This window comes from Candidatus Nomurabacteria bacterium (assembly GCA_023898565.1).
GTDB lineage: Bacteria > Patescibacteriota > Minisyncoccia > Phycocordibacterales > UBA918 > OLB19.
In genome coordinates this window covers 775,266-798,732 of the sequence record CP060228.1, presented here as the reverse complement: position 1 = coordinate 798,732, position 23,467 = coordinate 775,266, and the positions used below count along the sequence as shown (strand labels likewise).

The following is a 23,467-nucleotide window of genomic DNA, read 5'->3' as shown; positions in this document are numbered from 1 at the left end:
TTTTCTTTTTGGAAATTCACAGCCATAAGATTAATCTGAAATCGCCGTGAAGGTGTTTACGCCGTTGTGCGGGTTACTTGCGATACCAAACGGCACTTCAATGCCCCAATAAATCTCATCCGTAGTTGCTGGTGTTGTCGTGGTTGGTTTTGAGAGATCAACTTCTAGATTGGTGCCCAATTCTGAAAGCGTCTGACACTCAGTACACACATCGTAATCAAACGTTGAAGTAGCGAAGCGTTGCTGTGAGGCAGGAATGGTAGAAGCGGCACCATCAGTCATACTGGTTCCCGCTACTTGCACGTCAATCGCTTCGTTTCCAAAGTTTTCAATAGTCACTGTCGGGTTATAGGTACCAGTATTTTCGTTAATACCAATTGAACCATAGTTGATGCTATTCAAAACCTCGAGCGCACGAATAGTCAGTACGTCCACACCAAGTGATGTGTCAAAGTCAGTTGCACCACCCTGATCAGAGACCTCCATAAAAGCATACCAGAATTGCCCACCGTCATTATCGGTCGCATCAGCATGGAATTCAAAATCCGCGCTACAGGTGAGCGTACAGGTAGCGCCAGAACAGTTCGTAAACGAACAAGCTGCACCGCTAGCTACGTAACAATTGTTATTGTCTGGTGTACAAGCAGCTGAGACAGTGCTCTTGTAGAAGGTTGTCGTGGCCGCAAACAAATCGCCATATCCGTTGTAGTCAGTGACCGTAGTAGACGCCATGATAGTAGTCGTCGTTCCCGGAGTAAGCACGATATCTGCTCCGTCATTAAGATTGATACTGCCAAGCTGTGGGTCAAACGCCAGGGTAAGTTCTGGCATGATGGCGTATGAGTCAAGCGCTGAGCCGCCGTCGGTAACACGGAAGCAGTACGAATCACTCGTTGCGTTTATTGTGAGGGCAATTGCGTACTCAAGCTCGGTGTAACGGTTTTGGTCAACGTCAAATGGAGTTGATTGATTACTTGTCTCAACCACCATTTCACCAGGCAGGAAGTTGCCTGCGTCAATCACCAAATGATCAGTGGTTGGATCAGCGTTGGTGGTACTGGCGGAAGCAGCCATACACACCGCCGAGCTACCGCAACTTGCAGCTACTGGTACTGCAGTAAATGATCCCCCAGATACCGCTTCACAACTAGGTGCAGTTAGTTTTGGCGCAAATTCTAGACGGAATTGTTGACTTTCAATTGGTAGCCCCGTGTTATTGATACCAACGCGCAAGCGTGCTGTTTCACCGAAGTTAAAGCCGCCAACTGACGTATCTTGTGGCGCTGCCCAGGTTGCACCCCCTTGCTGCTGTTCAGCACCCACGTACACAGTTGGCTGCGTTGCAGTGCGCGGCCATGACACGTAGCTATCCCAGCCACCGTGCTGGAACCAGAACGTGAAGCCGATACCTCCAGAAGAGTACGTACTATCTGTAGCTGAAGTGGTAGCCTGCAGGGCGCCCGAGCTGTTGAAAACAGACACGTCGATATCGTTATTGGTCTGCCAATCAATCATCACTTCATACCAACCCGTGCTCAGTGTCATGTTCTTTGAAGAAAGCAGAGTACCAGTAGAGTCTGTGTTTTCTGCATTTTTAACCAAAGATACACGATCAGTACCAAACTGCTCCAGACACACGGCGTAGTTTTGATTTGCGGTGACCGGGCTCTGCACCGCAAAGAGTGTACACACTTCATCACCACTACCCGCGGTCGTGTCGACGTATTGCATGTAGCGAATGATTTGTCCTTGTGCAACGGTGAGGTCAGTTCGAGCAATGCCGTCAGTTGCTTTTGCGCTCTGATTTGGTGACGCATCAAGACCATAACCACCACCGTAGGCATAGGTACCGGCAGTAGCAAACTTTGTAATGTCACCAGAATACTCAGTAATATTATTGTCTTCGAAGTCTTCGGCTACAGTAAACACGTTGCTTGGGTCGCTCAGTGATGATGCGGCACCATTACCGTAATACATATAGATTTCAGTTACGGCTGCAGCAGCTAAGCTAGGTACCTTTACCCACACGAGCGCATCACTACCTGTATTGTATGTTTCAATCCAGTACGAAAGTGTCGTTGTACCGCTCGCATCAGTGAAGCGAAGGTCATCAAAGCTTGTCTGCATATTAGCCTCAAAATCAACCGGAACCTTCACAGCAACGTCGGCATACGAGCTGGCGTCATCATTTACGACTCGGATGCGCTTTCGATCTGTCCAGCTGGAATCAAACCAAGTACCGGCCGGCGCTCCTTCTCCACCATCATCATTACGCCAGCGGTAGGCTGATTGCTCAGTGAGCAAACACTGGCTGTCGTCCCAACGCACCGAACTACAATCATCAGAGCCGTCAACATCGAACGCCTCACCCCAGAGATTGCCAGTGGCGCCAGTGAAGCGCCAGCTATTGGTAGTTGTGGCGTCGAGTGAAACGTTTGCACCGCTTACAAAGCCACCAGTAGCAAAGCGAGTATTTGTGACGAGCAAAGAGGCATTGGCGTTTAGTGTTGTAGATGCCAAGCTAATCAACACCGTACTGTCAGCCGCTTGCTCAAAGTCTCCATAACTGAGCGACGGTACACTCGCGTTACCAGTAAACTGTAAGCCGAGCGCCGACAGATTGCGGAACGAATAAGAGCTTGCATTGAAGGTGCCGTTCTTTACCTTGAAATCAAACGTACCTGATCCTTGATTGGACACGGTCGTAGTTCCGGCAGCATTTCCAAGCAAACGAAGGACTCCGCCGTCAACGTGCACTGTTGAACCACTGGAGATTGCAACAGTTGCCGCTCGCGGCGAACCGCCAAGCGCAGCACCATCAAAGTCAGTCGCGTAGCTCCAGTACTCAGTGGTAGTTGCCACATGGTAATCACCGTAAATGTACAAGCTACCGTTAACCGCTGCATGATCTTGTGAATAGAGAGAACCAGTCGGAGAAACAGTGACTGCGACGGCACTTGAATTCCACATGCTTACGTCTGTGTTTGCTCCAATCTGAAGGTTTTCATACAACTCTGTCGCCACGGTCTTGGCACCGATTTCATACTCAGTACCGCTGTTTAGAATGAGCTGTGTATTTGCCCATGTCGTAGCCGTGCCACCAACTGCGTTTGAAAACACTCCTTCGACCGTCAGACTTTCACCAGAAGCTAGCGTGAAGCTGTTTGCACTAGAGAGAGCAAAATTTCGAGTCGTTGTTGCACTAAAGAGCGTCCAACCACCAGCAGCGCTACCAAAGATGACATTGTAGAAATCATTTGCACCCGGATCGACAAATTCTCCAGTATCAGCTGAGTTGAAGAGAACGGTGCCTGAACTGTGCGTAAACACGCCGCCAGTTGCATCAAATGAGCCGCCGATCGAAAGGGTTGCTGACGGCGCAATCAACTCACCATTAGTCACAATGACACTACCGAGCGCAGCGGCGCTAGCGTCTGTCATGGTGTAGTCCCCCGTACCAGTAAGGTCCAAGCTGTACAAGCTACTACCTGAAAGCGTAATGAGATTGCCGGCATCAGACGCGGTCAAGACAACGGTGCCATTTGAGTGATTTACTGCCCCGGTTACCACAAAATCTGAACCGACTACCAAATTACCTGTCGGCAGTGTTACAGTACCTGCGCTAACGGTGAATGAGTCAGTGGCGGTAGCATTAGTATCACTCATGATCCACGAACCACCTGCGCCATTGAAGCGGACTGTTGCCACATCTGATCCCCCAAATGAAACATTGTTGCCGGCGTCGGCAGCAGTGAAATAGAGGAGTCCTCCATTGGCATCAAACGTACCGCCAGAAACAGTCATTGCACCACCAATCGTTGTGGTAGCTGTCGGCAGTGTTACCGCTCCAGCATTTTGCAGATAATCATTAGCGACCGTAAGGGTTGTGTCGGTCACTGTCCAGTCGCCGCTTCCAGTAAGTGAAAGGTTGTAAAAACCAGCGTTATTTGTATCGATAGTCCGACCGGCATCATCGGTAGTGAACACGATTGATGACTGCGCTGGAGTAAAGAGTGCACCAGCACCCGCAATCAAGCTACCACCGATGGTATGCGTTTCACCATTTGCAGCGGTAAACGTTGCGCCAGTCTGGAGCTCAAGCGTGCCATCAAATGAAGCGCCCGCGCCACCGCCCGAAACGGTCACGTCACCATTTGGCGCAAACGTACGACCAGTCCACACGATTAGCTTGGTGTCAGCTGGTAATACAAGCGTATCAGTGCCAGTTGTTTCTGCATCAAAGAGCACATCAGGATCGTCATCACTATCCCACGCCGCCATGTCAGCAATAGTAAGTGGCGCGCCACTCTGATGACGCACGATCACGCGATTTTGATACAAATCAAGACCGCTGATAGATGACACAGGATCCTGTGTGACAGTCACTGCCTTTTCAGCCTCACCATTGATGTACACCGTAAGCGTATCGCTAAGACCATAGCTGATACCAGTGAAGGTGTACGCACCTGTACCAATTCCACAAGTGGTAGACGCGAATGTGAGTCCAGCGATACTTAGTTCAATACTCTTCGTGATTCCGTCACAGACAGTGATGCCCATCGGCGTGGCACCTTCATCACTGTAGACCGTACCTGAGATATTGATAATCGCGGCTGAATCTTCCCACACAACATAGCCTGGGTCTCCTGCCGGATCTATATCCTTCGCTTCACCATCAAGGTTTCCAATTACATTCACAAAGCGCCATGCACTTGCGCTCGTACCAGTTGCAGTTACGTTGTATGCATTGATGGCTGTAGTTGTAGCAAAACGGATGCCGGTAAAGTTCATCGCCTGATTGGCACTAATGACTGTTCCACCCACTGTCATCGCTGTTCCATCAGCAATCGCAACTTCAAAATCGCCATTTGAAATATCTGTCACACTTGGCACACCAGTAAACACCAAACCTGCGCTCGTAGTGTCTCGTACTACGTAGTGGTCAAGCAACACATCAGTGGAGCCGCCAATAGTAAAGTCATAGGTACCACCGGTCTGTGAAGCAATAGTGGTTGATGCGCTTGCATCGCCCTCAACAGTAAGCGATCCGCCAGTGTATAAAACAGAACCATTGTCTTCAACCAAAACATTGGCAGTACGAGGTGAGCCAAGCACTGCTCCATCGAAATCTTCAGCATAACTCCAGTAATCAGCGAAGCTGCTATTTACATAGTCGCCAAAAATATATAGATCGCCAATCACGCCCAAATGATTTCGTGAGTAAAGTGAGCTACCGCTGGTAGTAACAACAGCTGATGATGTTGCGTTCCATACGCGAGGATGTGTACTGCCTGACACAACGACTGTGTCAAAGGTTTCAGAACGATTCTTAGCATTGATGTTGTATGACTGACCGCCATAGAGACTGAGCGTTGTGCCCGCCCATGTGGTAGCTGCATCACTCATTTGGCTGGAGAAAATACCACCAACCGCGAGCGTTGAGCCGCCGGCCAATGTGAATGAACCGGTGCTGAGCGTTAGATTTCCGGTTGTAGTAGCACTCTCGCTCATAGTGTATGACGCGGTGCCTGCAATACTGACGGTACCAAAACTCGAATTCCCTGCCGCGATAGTTGCCGATCCGCCAGTCTTCACAAACTCTACCGATCCGCCATTTGCAGTAAAGACACCATCATTGTCCCAACTGCCAGCAACGCTAAAGAGTGCGGAGTTGCTACCGAGGACTGTTCCTTTAGTACCAATATAAACGTTGTTGGTTACAGCCAAAGCTGGGTCATTGGTGTTCACGTTTAGCGTTGATGTGCCGCTTGCACCCACCGTCAAGTTGCCCAAAATCTGCAGACCAACCGTTGGTGCGTTTGCGGTAACACTGAGGCCACTGTCAGTATCAATCTTAAGGTTGTAATACGGAGTGCGGAGAATATTTGGTGTCAGACCGCTATAGCGGAAGGTACTGGTTCCCTCAAGCAGCGTACCACTCTCAACGAGCACATTGCCGCTTCCTTGCAAATCAAACGTTGAACCAAGCGCGTCAAGGAAGTGCGCTGAAGCAATCGTGAGTACACCTCGTACTGTCGTCGTAGCTGATGAAGCCGGAGTAGTCACGCCTGCCACGCCACCACTACCAAGCGTAAGATTATTAAATGTCCACGCGCGAGCTCCCCCAAGAGTATTAGTTTTCTTGAGCAATGCTGTACCGCCAGTCAGAGAAACAGTACCGTCGCCGTAGAACGAGCCGTCATTCACAGTAATGTTTGCCACGCCAGAAACAGTACCCGTGGAGACAAGGATATCAGTCTCAGACACTAGCGGTGTCTGCACCGCCCATGCACCGCCTACGCCAGTAAATGAAACATCGTGCAGCGTAATAGTGGAACTAGCAGCTGAAGTGATGGTCTGTCCGCCGTTGGTAGCCGTGAAGTCAATTAAACTTGTCGCTCCTTGGAAAACTGCTCCAGAAGCAAGATGTAGTGAACCACCAATAGTGACACCGTCTGCTGCGTTTGCTTGCAGCGTTGCTCCGGCACCAATAGTGAGCGACCCATCTGCTGCAGTTGCACCACTACCAGCCAGAATCACTTCACCCGCCGGTGCAAACGTACGGTTTGACCACACAAACAGTCCACTTCCCGGAAGCACCGTGAGCAAATCAGTTGCTCCAATTGTTGCGGTAAATGGTAGATCAAATGCGTCATCGTTATCAAAGATTGCCATATCAGCAATTGAAAGCGGGCTAATGTCTTCGTGGCGCACAATCACGCGGTTCTGATACAAATCCATATCAGCAACGGTGTCTGCAACTGACAGCGCTGCCGGACGCAATGCAAACTGACCAACGTTTACATCATCAGTGCTACCACCAGTCATAACCGCTGCTCCGGTGTTGCCATTTGTTGCCATGTAGCGACCAGCTACCGCAAGAAGGCGGTTGTTTGTTACCACGTCTTGCGCCAGTGTGATCCACGGTGACCCAGGCATGTCCATTGCGCCATCGTCGATTACATACCACGTGGCCAGTACATAGGCGCCATCAGAAGCAGTAGTGACAGCCGGCGCGGCTGGAGAAGAGTCATTCTGCAAATTAGACCATGCCGGCGTAACGTCGAAGACATTATTCGTGTCAACACCAGAGAACGAACCAATCCAGTATGAATACTCTTCAGTTGTAGTATCGTTGTTTACAAAATCATACGTACTTGGTTCTGCCCCAGCGTTTCCAACCACTCGATACCAAATTGCCGTATACATATCATTTCCCGTCGCTTCAATACGTTCGTCACCCAAGACCCAACCTGCTGGTGGAGTGATGTTGAAGTCATCTTCCTTTCCTACTATCAATACCATCACATCACCATTTTCAATCTCTGGGCGTGTAACAACGATATTTGCAGCAGCAGCAGCTGTACCATACGCACTTGTCTGATCCCGAAGCGTAATTGTGTCGTACGGCAAGCCAGTGTTACCAAGCGGAGTCTTAGTAACAGCCGCAGCTACGATTGAACTCGTTGCAGTTGGTGCGCTGGCTGGCCTGAAGGCAAATTGCGCCACGTGCGTTTCTCGACTGGAAATAATGCCACTTGTCGTCGCTGCACCGGTTGCACCTTGAGTGAGCATTGACTTAGAAGAAACACTAAGGTTGTTTGTTTCTGGACCAACGATATTCTTCCCTCGGTCAGACCAGCCATACACTGGAGTAATCATTTCAGTGTCTCGATAGGTGTACCACGCACCCAGTACCAACGCACCGTCTGTCACTGTAGTAATACTTGGTGCCGCCGGATCGTACTGATTTTGCAGTTTTGACCAAGTGCTAGCAACATCAATCGGAGTACTAGTATCAACATTGATGAGCGTTCCCATCCAGTAGCTGTAGCCTTCACCATTGTCTGCTGGAAAATCATACGTGGCTGCTTCAGTGCCAGCGTCAGCGACCACACGGTACCAGGCGCCTGTGTCAATTTGGTCACCCGTTGTATTTCCGAGCACATCTATCTGTGTCCAGCCTCCTGCTGCCATTATAGTTGGGTCATCGTCTTTACCAGCAATCAAGACTAACACCGAACCATCAATCACATTTGGTCGTGCGACAGTCATGACTCCACCAGACACTGTGCCGGTACCGGTAGTTTCGTCGTAAATCGCAACGTTTGTTTGTGGCGTTGCGGCAGAACTACTGATGTACGTGACAATTTCTGGCTCGCCGGTGTAGACAATGCCAGTGACTTCAAAACTACCGTCACGCGGATCACAGGCTGCAGTGTATGTATCAACTCCATCAAGCACCACAGTGACCACCTCAGTTGAAGCATTACAAAGCGGTGCTGTTGCCGGAGTAGTTCCATCGTCGTTGTACACCACACCAGAAATGGTAATTGAGAAGTTACTATCATCCCACTGGATTGAACCCGGGTCTCCATCGTCGTTATCAAATGCTTCACCGTAGCGGTTACCAGTCCCAGCAGAAAATAGCCAGAAGGTGGTTGGCACACCAATGACCGACACGTTAAATGAATCAGTCAAAGCAGTACTGGTAGCGTACAAGCTGGTCGGGTCAGTGAAGTTGCGGTACTCCACATCAATCCAATCAATTGACCGAGGGTCGGTTGAGAAACGGAGCTCATCAACATCAATATCCATGTAGGTAGTTGACTGATACGCGCCAATTCGCAAGCCTGTGTTCGTTGGATTTTCACTAGAGCCAAGCTGTGTAACCGAATCCTGCAGTAAATTATCTTCATAAATATCAATACTTTCACCAGCCGTCGCTCGACCGTTGGTAGTAAAGTGGTGCCAAATGGTGCTATTACGAGCAAAGTCATAATCACTACCACTGGTCACACCAAAGCGGTTGTAGCCACGTGTTGCAGTGTTGTACCAAGGCATGAACGATAGATACGTACCGTTATCAGCTCCGTTACCAGTACCAAACTGCCACAGCGCGCCCGTATCATTACCACTCATGAAGTACAGACCAGACGACACTAGGTCATCTCCCGCTTGCCAGGTCCAGCCAACATTCTCAAGCCGAACATTGCTAGCCGTCGTATCAAGTGCTGTACCAATAAGACCAGTGGTAGTAGCCGGGGTACCAACCGTTGCATACAAGTTCCGACCGTTGCCTGTCATATCTGTAATCTGCACTGTCGGATCCTCATTAAAGTGGTACACCGCTTCATAGTCAGTCCATACTGCATTAGCACCGTACGTGTCATCTGCAGCATACGCAGTGGCAGCCGGATTGCCAAAGTGAATATAGAATGAAGTATCGTTATTTGACGAAATACTTGAAGCCAAGAAATGCAGTTCACCCGTTTGCGCAGATGCGTCAATCTCCACGAGATCAATCGGTAACTTCGTACCATTATCTGTCGTTACACGAATATCGCGACCATCACTCTGCACCCCGCTCCAGAATGAACTGCCGAGGGTTGAAAGATCAACGTACACTGGATAGTTTGATAAATCTCCTGGAATAACACTTGACTGCAGAGTAATCACGACCTGATCAGTCCAAGCTGGCTCATACACACTATTGGCGCTTGAAGTACCAAATGTGACATTGGTGTACTCAGTTGACGGTTGTGCATTCACCGTTGCAGCATCGACCGTGATACCGCTCCGTCCTCCCGCTATTGAAAATTCAGTGGCAGTAAGGCTGCTGAGTACTGTGCCGTTGGTTAGATACAGACCTTTCGGACCAACGTTTTGGAATGAAGCGTAGGCAATATCAGCAGTTCCGGCATTTACATTAAGTGAATAAATACCTGAAATTGCGCTCACTGTAGTGGTCGCCCCTGCTGCACCTTGCACAGAAAGTGTGGTGCTGGTTGCTAGGTAAATGCTGCTACCACGACCAATCTCAACAGTCGCCGGCCGCTCACCACCGCCAGTGAGATCAGTGCCGTCAAAGTCAGTATCGTAACTCCAGTGCTCAGTACCAGCTGTACGTTCGTACGCACCATAAATACGTAGCAATCCCGGCGTACCTGCAAACGCTGGCATATACAACGATGAGGTATCAAGTACCGTTGAGGTACTTGCACTAGAATTCCACATCACCAAATCAGAATCACCAGACACAACAAGTTTTGCGTAGGTGTCACCCGAATCGAGACGGTCAGTAACAGTGTAGTCACCGCCAGTAAGCACCAGCGTACTGCCAGTCCACGTTGTGGCCGCAGAATTGAAAGAGTTTTGGAACGTTCCAGCCACAGACATGGTGGTGTTTGGTGCCAGCGTGAAGTCAGCGCCAGTTACCAAGGAAGCGTTATTGAGCACTGTAGTCGTTGCAATCGTCCAGCCTCCTCCAGCGCCGTTGAAGCTTAAGTTATAAAACGCACCATCACCAAAGGCTACTGTTTCGCCAGCGTCAGTACTATCAAACGTGGTAGTCGCATTGTTTGGGTTATACGAACCACCGACATTTAGCGCTGAACCACCGATGGTGAAGTTATTGGTTGGAGCAACCAGATCTGCGTAGTAAATGGTCACGTCACCATGTACGTCAGTTAGCGCTTCGTTCAGTGTGAATGAAGAAACAACATCTAGATAGGACTCAGTGGATGTGCTGTAAAAAGTGTCAACATCAGTTAAGTTGTTGTACTCGGTAACAATCCATTGCTGGCTGCGTGTCGTAGTTGCAAAGCGAAGCTCATCAATGTCGATATCCATGTAGGTATTAGTGACGTATCGACCAATTTGGAGTCCAGTCTGACTTGGGTTTTCACCGGTGCCCGTCTGCAAGTAGCTGCCGCGAAGAATACCGTCTTCAAAGATACGAACTGCCTCACCATTTGTTGCTCGTCCATTGGTTGTAAAGTGATGCCACTTTGAGTTGTCGCGAGTAAAGTTGTAATCATTTCCACTCGTCTCACCAAAACGATGATACCCGCGAGTCGCATTGTCATACCACGGCATGAATGCTAGACAATCGTCAGTGGCACACGATGAGCCAAACTCCCAAAGCGCACCGGTGTCAAAGCCAGTCATGAAGTACAATCCGGATGACACCAAATCTTCACCCGCTGTCCACGTCCAATCGGCGTCCTCAAGCATGACGTTACTACTTGTCGTATCAAGCGCAGTACCCAGCACACCTGCTGTGGTTGATGGAGTACCTACCGTCGGAGCAAGGTCTCTGCCGTTGCCAGAAACGTCAGCTACACCCTCGACTGGATCGCCATTAAAGTGATACACCGCTTCATACTCCGCCCAGACAGCTTCAGAGCCATATTGACTCGCCGCGTCAGGCTCGGTCGCGTCAGTATTATCAAAGTAAATGTAGAACGTGGTATCGCTAATTGGTGAGAGGGCTGGCGCTAAGAAGTGTAATTCACCCGTCTGTGCACCATAGCTTATTTCAGCGATTTCAACCGGCAGCTCTGTTTTGCCATCAGCGCTGGTAACGCGAATATCACGCCCGTCGGTCGCAACACCTCCCCAGAAACTCGCACCCAACATTGAAAGATCGACATACACTGGGAAATTTGCAATATAACCAGCCACAGAGGTTGAGGCTACTCGAATAGCAGCACGCTCACTCCAATCAGCACTGTACCAACCATCACCACCCTCATTAACACCGAAGACTACGTTATTGAAAGATGATCCCCGAGTAGTAATTGATTCATTATCTTCAGAAATAAACTCAACCGTACCGTTGTTGGCGTTGAAAATACCAGTCCCGGTTACCGACAAGTGACCGCCAATCGTAAGCTTGCCGCTTGGGAACACAACGGTTCCTTTCGTAATACTCATGTCGTTGGTGGTGGTAGCATTTGTATCAAGGAAAGTGAATGTACCGTTTCCAGAGAAAGTAACATTGTAGAAACTATTGTAAAACTCCGTCCCATTTAGCGTGATAGAAGCTGGTGAGTTTGAAGTGAAACGTACTTCTGCATTGTTATGCTGGAAGTAGCCGGTATTTGTGAAAGAACCCCCAACGGTTAATCGGGTCGTTGGTAGTGTCACATCACCGTTTACTACAACGAAGTTCCGCGACACGGTTACTGCAGTATCGATAAAGGCTGCTGACGTGGTAGCATCATCAATCGTCAAATCATAGAAGGTTGAACCACCCATCTTGATATTGTGTGTTGCTTCATCGAGCACTAAATCAGGCGTGTATGTTTGTACGGAAGTAGTCGCATAAAAGATTTTAGGTGTCTTTTGGTTACTGTATTCAGCTTGCACCCAACCCGCACTACGAGGGCTGGTAGTAATACGGAACTCATCAATTTGAGCCTGTAATGAACCACCTGTACCGTTGCGACCAACCTGTAGTCCGGTCGCAGCGTCATTATATGGATTTGCTACCGTCTGTGTCACACGCTCAACTTCAATAGCATTTTGGTACACAAGATTATCCTGTCCAGTAGTGGTTGCACCAACAGTAGTAAAGTGCAGCCAATTTACCGTATCACGCGGAGTAAGTGTATACGTCGCACCACTGGTCACACCAAAGTAGTGTAGACCACCCGTTGTGTTGTACCACGGCCTGAACTCGAGGTTGTCTGGTGATGCGCCAGTACCCCATTGCCACAATGATTCATTACTAGACGCAGGCATCTTGTACCAACCAGAGGTCACGAGCGGATTGCCCGCTGTCCAAGTAAAGCCGGCGTTACGCAAGATACCAGTAGACCCGATAAGGTTGATACCTTGCCCAAGACGACCGGTCGATGTTGCAAGCGCAGCCCCTTCAATCAAGAGGTGACGCTCATTGGCTGTTGCATCAAGGGCGTAGCTATCCACCGCAACCGAAGAGTCACTAAAGTGATACACCGCTTCATACTCCGCCCAGACAGCCTGACTGCCATACGTATCAGTTGGGTAATATGCTGAAGCGGCTGGATTGTCAAAGTACACGAAGAAATACGTAGTGGTCGCACTGTCTACCGCATCCGCCAAGAAGTGTAACTCCCCTGTTTTTGCAGTCGTGTTAATCGACACAAGATCGTGTGGCAACTCGGTCTGGCCGTCTCCACTCGTAACGCGAATATCACGACCGTTACTTGCGACAGCTGACCAAAAATTAGTGCCGAGTGTTGAGAGATCAACATACAGCGGGAAGTTTACCAAATCAGCAGATACTTCAGCTGGATTAACCGCGATCATAATACGCTTATCAAAAGCGCTATCGCTATACCAATTCTGAGAACCAGGCACCGCCGGTGGGTACGTGCGATCGTCTTCAATGATTTCTACTCGGCTTGACTGAGCAGTAAAGGTACCATTATTAATCCAGTCCCCTGCCACATAAATCACCTTTCCGGATGTGCCATTCAAACGGTCATTGGCACCAATAGTGATGTCGTACGCCGCAACATTTGTAAGAGCGGTCACATTGGTTGATGCGCCATCAATAAGCACATCACCCACTTTTTGCGTGAGCAGATTGTCATCACGCCAGGTCTTAGCACCGGCGCCGTCAAATGTGGTAGTGCCTGTACCCTGCCAAAATCCGCCTGTTCCTGTAGTGAGATTACCTGCAATTGAGATTGCATAATCGCTACGATCGAGCGTACCACTTGCCACAGTCAAACTACCCGCGAGATCAAGGCCGGCAGCAAGTGTAAAGAGGGCCTCTCCGGCACCGCTACCAAATGAAAGGTTGTAAAACTGCATTGGATTCTCGCCGCTGTATACAGACTCGGTGCCTGTAGCTGCGGTGAGATTTATGGTCGAGGTATCTACCGATGTAGTGGCATTGTTCGTCCAAGAACCTGAAACGTTGATGGTATTGGTATCAAGCTCCAAGAAACCATCGTTAATAACATCATGAGTTGACACAGACACCCCGCCAGCAGAAGCTGGTGTATATGTATTGCCTGGGCCTACGTATATATTTGCATCAGAACATGAACCAGCACTACAAACCACCAGATTGTTTGAACCATCTACGTTATAGAAAATGTCTTCGTCACCAAGTGCAAGATTATCATTCTGTCCAAGCAAGGCGTTTGTCACTACTGCTTCTTCATCTGCCGAAATAGAGAGATGCTGCTCGAACAGCTCAACACCAGTGATGTCGCCGGTTCCATCGTAGACAAAAGCGGCTACTGCTTCTTCTGATTCAGTTGCACCATCGACCCACACGGTTACTATTTCTCCCGCAAAAGCAGTCACGTTGGCCACTGACCAGATACCACCAGACACGGTGCCTGTACTTGGAATAATACTGCCATCTACCGCAACACGAATTGTACCAGTAGCGACCCCCGTAAGTCGGTCATACTCTTTAAGAGTACCAGACATGTTAACCCCCTCGCTCCACTCGAGCTGCCAGTCGTTAATTTGTGGACAGGTGCCACCCGAACAGGTAAGTGTTGCAAACGGTCGAATCACTGGATACGTATTAATATCAACACTGGTGAGATCAATTGGACTGGTTGAGGTTCCGGCGCTATTGCCTGGAATAGCAGTGTTTGGCACTAGCGCATACACTCCTGGAGATACTTCATATTCAATCTGATACAAAATATCACTACCACCAGGAGTGGAGTCATTCCAGGAGAAATTATCGTACTTCGGTCCGGCACCATCACTAAAGATAATGTTTTCTCCAGCAATCGTACCTGAGAGGCCCGGGCCAGCGTAGCGCTTCAAAACACCAGAAACATCTTCAAAAGCCAAGGTTAAAACTGGCTCTGTGGTGTGATTGCGGTCGGCACCGGTACCATCCTCATCGATAAATGGATAGTAGTTAGAAGTAGTTGGCGGTGTCGCTGCGTAGAGACCAGCGTATCCACCATTGCCGCCCTGTTCAGCTGCCTGCATCACGATTACCACTTGTGGCGCGCTAGAAAAAGCCGAGGTAAATGCTTCAGCAGACACCGGAGGCTCGTCGTGATTGTCAGTACTAAAATCAGCATCGAATTCGGCACCATTATTGACTCCATGGCCGGTCTCGAATGCAATATAGTCGATATCTTCAGGATCGTGTACCGCACTTTCAAAACCACGACCAAGATACAAGCCCATGGCAGACGCAGTCGGCGGATTATTTCGAGTGTTTCCATCATTTAAATGAGCGGTCACCCAGGTTGAATCATTATCACTAGAAACCGTCGCAATCACTGCTGGTGGACTGCTGAAGGCTGGTGAGAATGTGACATCAGCACCGTATCCAGCCGCAGCATACGTATTTGCCTGTACATCTGACACATCTTCATACGTACCGGCAATTACTTGCGTACCAGTACCACCATCATCGATATTCCATACTCCAGCTTCCATTACCAGGTAATCCACCACCGTGGTACCACCCACAGACGAATCAAAATTGTCGGCCAAGACTTCAAACGAAGTAGTTGTTTTGTTGCGAACGCGAATTGAGCGCTGCGTATCACCGAGCGGCGTATAGCGTCCTGACGCAACCACCACTGGCGTATTGTATTCAGATTGGAGATTGACCGTGGTCCACGTTCCGTTAGTCACCGTAGTCTTGCCGTACTCTCCCACCAGATCATTTACTACCACAGAACCAGATGTGGTTGCGATGGTTCCTGTTAGTTCACCTTCTTCAAATTGACCTCGCGTGGTCTGGAACCACGTCGAAACCGAAAGGCCCGTGTCTACGGTGAACGAATCCGGTTGTGACCACGGAGACCAGCTATCATCACCGTTCGGGTCCTTGGCACGCGCACGCCACCAATACGTCACACCATTTGTAAATGGTGAGCCAGGCTGTGTGGTGTATGTGACCGTATCACCGGAAGTAAACGGAGTGGTGTCACCACCATTAGAAAGGTTGGCAAAACCGGCATCTGATCCAGAGTTATACGTGCTACTGCCGGTGACAAATGTTTTGTCCGTACTAAATGAAATTTCGTATTCTAGATCATCACCTTGTGGATCTGAAGAGATAAAATCAAAGATTGGCAAGGTATCAACTGTTTTTTGATTATCGAACAAATCACCCAGAACCGGCGTCTCCACGCGCAAGCCCCAGCGAATGGTCCAGTCCTGTAGCGACAATGTACTACCGTCAAACGTAGCTACTAGGCGGAGCTCATTATATGTATCAGTATCAAGCTCTCGTAAATTAATCGGCGCAGTACTGATACCGGTTGAGTTTGAAGGAATTAACGAATCCGGAATAAGTTGCCATGATCCACCGTTTTTATACTCAACTTGTACACGAATTTCGCCTGATGTTTCAGTATCATTCCAGTCCACCTCAGCCCAGGCGTTTCCAACCACTGCATCATCAAAATCTACTGATGTACCTACCATAGTTCCCAAAATACCGCTTACACTCACCGAACCAGCCGCAGTAGTAAGGCTGCTGAGAGAGTTGGTGTCGAACTGCGCGCCAGTTGTTTGGAACCACTCACTCGTCTCTAGATTTTGGTTGGTAGTGAAGCTCGTTGGGGTAGACCAGTCACTCGTAGTGGCTGAGCCATCTGGGTCTGATGCACGCACACGCCACCAGTACGTCGTACTCGAAGCTAACCCTGTCGGTGATGTGAAGCGAATCAAATCGCCTGAAGTAAACGGCGCCTTGTCAGGAGGATTGGTAACGTTTTCAAAATTAAGAAAATGATCAGTTGAGTTTCGATCAATATCAATACTCGCGAACGCAGGATCATCGTCTACTTGCACCTGATACTGAATATCATCACCAGCTAAATCAACCGCCACAAATTCAAGTACAGGAGTGAGGTCTGTTGTGTGCTCGTTATCAAAGTAGGTTAAATTGGTTGGCACGTTTGGTGGACCAACAGTAATAAGCTCTGGGTATGCTGTGTAGGTCGTAAGCTCTTCTCCTGTCGCACGAATCATACGGAAACAGTAGGTGGTATTAATATCGACAGCACCCACTTCAAGAGCCCAATCCCATTCTGCCACTTCACCAACACCGATTTCATACGGATTGAAATCTGAGTAATTTCTTTCTTCGTAGGTTCCAGCTACGGTTGTTTGACTGAGTGTGGTTGAGGCCAAGGTCGTGCCATCTTCAAGCACTGCGTTATCATGCCCACTAAAGAGCGCGGTCGTACTGCCAACACCGCCAATATCTGTCCAGCCGGCTGCCGCTGAACACTGACCTACGCCAGCCGCCGCTGCATACTGTAGTGAGAAAGCTGAAGACTGCGCTGTAGTGGTTGCACTACTGACTGCTAGATTGAGACGCAGACGGAGAACATCACCTTCATCAACCGCACCAGAACCACTAATCGCAACACCTTCTTCAGCATCTTCAGTCGGACCAATTGGCCAACGCACTGTTGGTGTTTGGCTTGTTGTATTCTCGTACCAAGCATATGAAAGCTGCTCGTGATTATCGTCATATGTAATTGTAGTGGCTGGTTCTTCAGCGCCGAACGTTATAGCACGATCGGCAGCACCATCAAATTTGCGCCCTTGCACAGAGCCTAAAATATTCTTTTCGTCCTGATCAACCGCCACATCTTCGTAAATTACGTAGAATGGTTTACCGTTAGTGGAAATAATTTCGTGACCTGCTGTGAAGTTTATCGAGTCCCCATTACCAGTACCATTAGTGAAGTAAGCTTTTCCTGGATTATTACCGGCCGGGGAACATGTAGCGCTTTCAACTAAACCGCCAACAGTATCGTGCACTTCAAGGTTCACGTCGCCAAAGCGTGGTGAACACACAATTGCTGCGTATGCTGAATCATTTGTCATGTAATAACGAGTACCAAATTCATGCTGTGGCCAGAACACTGTACTTTCATTACCATCGGAGTCAGCCTGTTGGATAGCAACAATTGGATATGTTTGACTGCGGTATCGCACCGCATTACCCGCACCTTCTGATCCATTGCTACAAACAGTTTCAGATTGCGCCTCACCTCTCGTAATACCAGACACAGTTCCGCTACCACCACCTGAACAAGTTACCAGTGGATTTGGATTGTCAGTGACTGTTGAAATGTAAATAGTGTTTGAGTAGACACCGTACAAGTCACGCAAGGTTGGCGGATATGCCACCACTCCGTCACCCGGCGTATTACTACGTTGTGTGAGCAGCACTGGACTCGTTGACTCAAAGACCACACCCTGATTTGTACCAGGATTAGTCGTGATGGTAGCCGCGCTACTGGTCGCGATATTGATCGTTTGGTTTGCAGTGCCACTATTGGCTATGTATGAACGCACTGTGGTAGAAGCAAATGGCGAATATAGATACCAACTTTCGTTGGCACGATTGGTTGGAACTACCATAGTTGTAGAGGCAAATGAAACTGGCACGATTGTGTCGCCGCCGTCATTACCAGATCCAGTCACCGTCCCTGAAATTGGACCAAGGGCACTAATGACTGAAGCAGCAGTGAAGGTACCGAAGGTGGTTCGCTCACCTTGGTGTAAGATAACTGGTGCGCCGCCATCAATTGATACTTGATTATTATCAATCAAACTCTGTACCGAAATACTGGTTGCGCCGGAATTATCAACCACATAGTACAAATCAGTCGATGTGCTGTAAGAGAAGGTAGCCAATTCATCGCTCGCTGAGGACGCGCCGGTCGCACCGTAATACATGTAGATAACGGTTTCTTCTCCCGCCGGAAGATCTGCTACCTGCAGCCAGATATCAGCCTCGTCAGCAGTACTGTCAAAGTGCTGCAACCAGAAATCAAGTTCAACAAAATCTGTAATGTTCAGTTCTTCAGCCGTAGTAGTGGCAATGAAGGTAGTCACATCACCCATGTTGGCATATTCGGTTGCTACCCAATCAGCATCGCGTACCACGTCTGCAAAGCGCAGTTCATCGAGCTGACCTTCGAAGTTTTGGGTAGTTTGGAAGCCGCCGCCGAGTGCATCTTGTTCCTGCCCTACCACCAAGCCTCCATTAGCAATCGTAAGTGGAGCAATTGGTTGAGGATCAGGGTTTTCGGTGTCGCCAACACCATTTACATAGAAATTAACCTCATCGATAGCGTCTTCTGCAGTAGACACGAAGTAGTTCCAGTTACCAGTATCAATGTTTGTGATTGTATCAGAGAGTCCAAACGACTCGGCTGCATTTTGATAATAAATCTGAAAATTTGTGCTTGAGTTAAACCATACAATATACTCATTGGCACCGGCACCCGTATTGTCCATTGCGCCAGACACGATACCTTGCGCGCCACCATTTACCGTAGACATCCACCATGAAGTGGTAAGATCTCCCACGCCATCCAAGACAGTATTTGGAAGACTCAAGTAGTCATTTTGATCATCACCAAATTCCTGCCCCTTACCAAAGAGACCAGTTTTGTCATTTGAAGTGTTGTAGTCATCTCCATGATACTGATTGGCAGTTGAATCCTGATAGACATTAAGATTGCTAACGCCAGCCATATCCTCCTCTAAGTGATACACCGCCAAGTAGCCATTGGTCCAAACATTATTTGATCCATAGGTATTAGTGCGAGCGTAGGCAATGGCGTCTTCGTTTTGGTAATACACATAAAAATCATTTGCTGCGTTGCGGTATAAATCAGTCTTAAAGTACAATTCACCGGTCTTCGCTCCAGTGTCGATTGCTACCAACTCAATCGGCAGTTCAGTAACACCATCGCCAGTTGTAACGCGGATATCAGCACCATCATTTTGTACCGCAGCAAAGAAGTCGGGGCCAAACATTGCCAAATCAACGTAGACAGGAAAATCAGTCAGGTTTGATTCAACCTTCCCCTGTGGAATTGTGAACTTCGCACGCCGCTCCCAGCTAGTACTGTACCAGTTGAGATTCGCAGCATTGTCTGGCACTTGAGAGCTGCTCACGGCGTAGAAGTGAGTCGGCTCAGAAAGGTTGACCGTCTCCCATTTTACTCGATCCTCAGTACGAGTGGTTGTAGCAATACGAAGCTCATCAAGCAATCCATCCCACCAACCATTCGTGCCTGTGCGTCCAACACTAAAGCCATTACCATCAGTGTTGGTTGGATTACCGACTGTTTGAGCAACTGTTTCAACCAACACTCCATCTTCGTACACCAAGTTATTGTCTGAGGCAGAAGTGGTACCGATTGTCCCGAATGCATGCCATGAAGACGTAGCACGAGCAAACGAATATGTCGCGCCGCCAGTAGCTCCAAAATAGTGAAGCCCTGAACCATTTGTGTCTGCACCCGTATACCAAGGGCGAAACTCAATATCATCTGGCTGCGCACCGGTACCCCACTGCCAAATAGCAGAGTTATCTGAAGACGACATTTTATAGAGACCGGTTGTAACAAGCGGATCACCACCATCAAAAGTCCATGATGATGCTGACAAATACCCAGCCGAACCATTGAAGTCATAGGCTGTACCCATCTGACCAGTAGTGGTTGCTTGCGCAGAAGTAGTGACAATCAAATTATTTCCATTACCCGTTTCGTCGGTCAGTGTATTTCCAATTGTGGTTGGATCGTCGCTAAAGTGGTACACCGCTTGGTACCCAGCACCAGACCACACTGCTTCTGATCCAAACGGATCAGAAGCTGCATACCCACTGGCGCTTGGCTTGTCGTAATACACATAGAATGTATTTGCAGCATTAGCAGCGAGAGTATCTGCCAAGAAGTGCAGTTCACCCGTTTCTGCTGTGGTGTCAATTTCAACTACATCAATCGGCAGCTCTGTTCCATCACTGGTCGTTACACGAATATCTCCACCATCCGTCTTCACCGCACTCCAGAAACCAGCATCAAAAAGTGAAAGGTCTACATAAACCGGGAAATTTTGTTGATCACTAGTGACTGTCAGTGGCGGAATAGTTACCGGCACACGTCCACCGAAAGAAGTATCAAACCAGTTGTTCTTGGCTGTGCCAGCATTACTAAAGTTATTGACAGAAAGTTGCTGCGCGAAGCGAATGTCACTACCGTCTGACTGAACGTTTGTCCAGAAGTCAGTCAGTGAATTATCGAGTTCTAGGAATACCTGGTATTCAGTGAGATCAGTGGTTCCGTTTGTATTATCGATCGTAATCGGCATACGGTAGCTCCAATCAGACGACCAAAACGGGTCAAGCAACCCATACTCACTATCGCCGACCGCTTCAATCCAATACTCACCTTCTGAGAAGGCTGGGAATGCAAGCTCCATCTTGAAGTACATTGTTTCGCCCGGGCGGATATGATAGGTGTCGGCCGAGTGCTGACGAACCTCAAACTCATCAGGCACATCTTTACGATCCGGGCCAAAACCAACGAACTGAGCCAGGCGTCGAAGCATGTTTGGCTTTGGCATCACTCCATCATTTGTGGCGACGGCGTCCCAACCTGGTGCGTACTGGATTGTTTCATGGTCGGCTACCTTTACTCGATTCACACGGCAAGACGTGTTACCTCCATCAAGCTCATCACACTGACGCACGAGTCCAGACTCGCGACACGCATACCCCGCGGTAAGAAAATCATCCTCAGCCGAAGAGGCACGTAACTCAGTTGATGTTGCCACTTCTGATGTATTTGTACCTGCAAGGAGTGACATTTGGAAAAGTGGCGCAGGTGTTGGTTCTGGCAGAATATCGAGCACTGATGAAGTCGACAAGTCTGTCGCCTCAGCATCAACAACTTCATCAAAAGAAGAGCTAGTGGCTACTGCTTCGGTTGGTATCTCACTCACAGCATCACTGGTGGACGAAGAAGTGCTTGAAGCGTCTCCTGGTGCACTTGGCATAGTAGGCAATTCAACTGAAAGTTGCTTGGAAAGGTCTTGTAGTGTTCCTGGAGCAAACTCACCAGCATACTCCCAGCCGGCTTCACAGTGGTAGACGTAGGGATGGTATTCAGGAATTACTGCATCACGTTCTTTGTTTTGGTTAAACACCTCCAGGCTCTTCACTTCACCGACTCCTTTCGGGAAATATGTCTGCAAAGCAAAATCATCCTCTGCGTCTGATGTGTTGGTCACACTGAAGTAGGTCACCGCTTCAGAAATACCTGCATAAGAACGCTTGTCTGCTTTAATAATGAGTGTTTCTCCGGCATTCTCGTCAGTGTATGGAATTTCTACTTCAGTACCATCAGGTAACAGCAAGTCATCACCCTGTAGCATCTCGTCGTCGTATCCATCATTACTAAGAAGCTCTAAGAAAGAACTCGGCTGGTTACTGTTTGGCGCCTCCAAGGTAAAGAGCTCGAGCCAAGCGCTCTCAATGAGCAATGATTCAAGCATGTATGGATCATCGTTGTACACAAGCTCAATCTGCAAGCTGTCGAGCATCTCCTGATTTTGAATTTCAGGTAGCGCAAACAAAAAGTAACCACCGTTGATACCGTTAGAAACCTCATCGTTAATAATGACAGACCCAGCCTCACCCCAGGTTGTACCACCATTATATGTGTACTTGATGCTAAGCATCGGGATACGCTCTCGTGTCGGCCGCTGCTTTGCTGCTAAAGACAAGCGCAATTGCGCACCCGTAATTTCTGAATTTTCAGTTAGAGGAAAGCTGAAGTCACCAAGCTCGATAACATACGATCCGCAATTTTTATCACACGGCTGTGACTCTTCCGCGACCACTTCCTCAACTTCACGTTCAGGTGTTGCTATGGTAGTTGTCGCTGAGAAATTAGACTCATCTTCTTGCGTCGTAGTAGAAGACGCATTTTCTGGAATAATCTCGGCAGTATCAATCTCCACCGCAGTATCAGTTTCTGGTGCCACATCAGTATTTGCTTCATTCGCATTCATCGTGTCCTTTGTGGTTGTAGACGAAGTACTTACAACAGGTGAAATCGGATTAACATCCTGCTCTTGTTCTGCAACTGAATCATCAGACGTTGAAGCAATGGCATCAGGCGCTGCCGCAGGAGTTGAGGTATTGGTTGTAAACTCAGTAAGCAAATCTGCAGTAGCTAGCATGTAGCGAGACGTCGACAACAGTGACACTGTTACAGGTTCAGCCGACTCTCCTGCAGCTGGCTCAGTAGCGTTTTCCGAATTTGTCTCCTCAGGCAATACTTCTTCGCCTTCAGAGACTTCTTCCGACGAACTTGCCTTATTTGCTTCGGTAGGCACTTCTACTACCTGAGGTTCTGCTTCCTCCACCACTTCAGTCTCAATCACATCCTGTAGCGCAGACTCACTACTAGAGGCAGTGGTTACTTCAGTATCAACTTCCACACGCTCACTCATCTCGACAGAGCTGCTACCCACATCACCCACCAAAGAACCGCTCGCTTCTCGAGGTCTCCTTGACTCGCTGAGCGAAGCAGAGTTTATGCGGTTGAAGTCCTGATACAAAGCGTATTCACCGAGGTTTTGGTTTGAAATAGCAGCAACATTATCCCAACCATCAGCCGTGATATCAGTTGGAAAAACTTTGATAGTACGAACCACGAACACATCGTCGTCAAAAAATTCAGCGTGCACAAATTGCAGTACACTTGAAAGCAACAAGAGCACTGAGACAAATTTTAACGGCTTGTTCTTAAATAAATTACGACAAACAGCCCCAGTAAATAATTTTGGAGCTCTAAAACGTTCATTTATTTGATTCCTCAGTTTTTTACTGTGAAAAAAATTACTCACTGTATCAAAACATCCCGCCCTCAAA

General features: G+C 48.5%; 1 protein-coding gene. It reads right to left on the bottom strand.

The window, feature by feature from the left end:
• Positions 1-30 precede the first annotated feature (30 nt).
• Positions 31-23,283, bottom strand: a complete 23,253-nt coding sequence (locus H6780_04090; GenBank protein USN88639.1) for a DUF2341 domain-containing protein — start codon at positions 23,281-23,283, stop codon at positions 31-33.
• Positions 23,284-23,467: the final 184 nt, after the last annotated feature.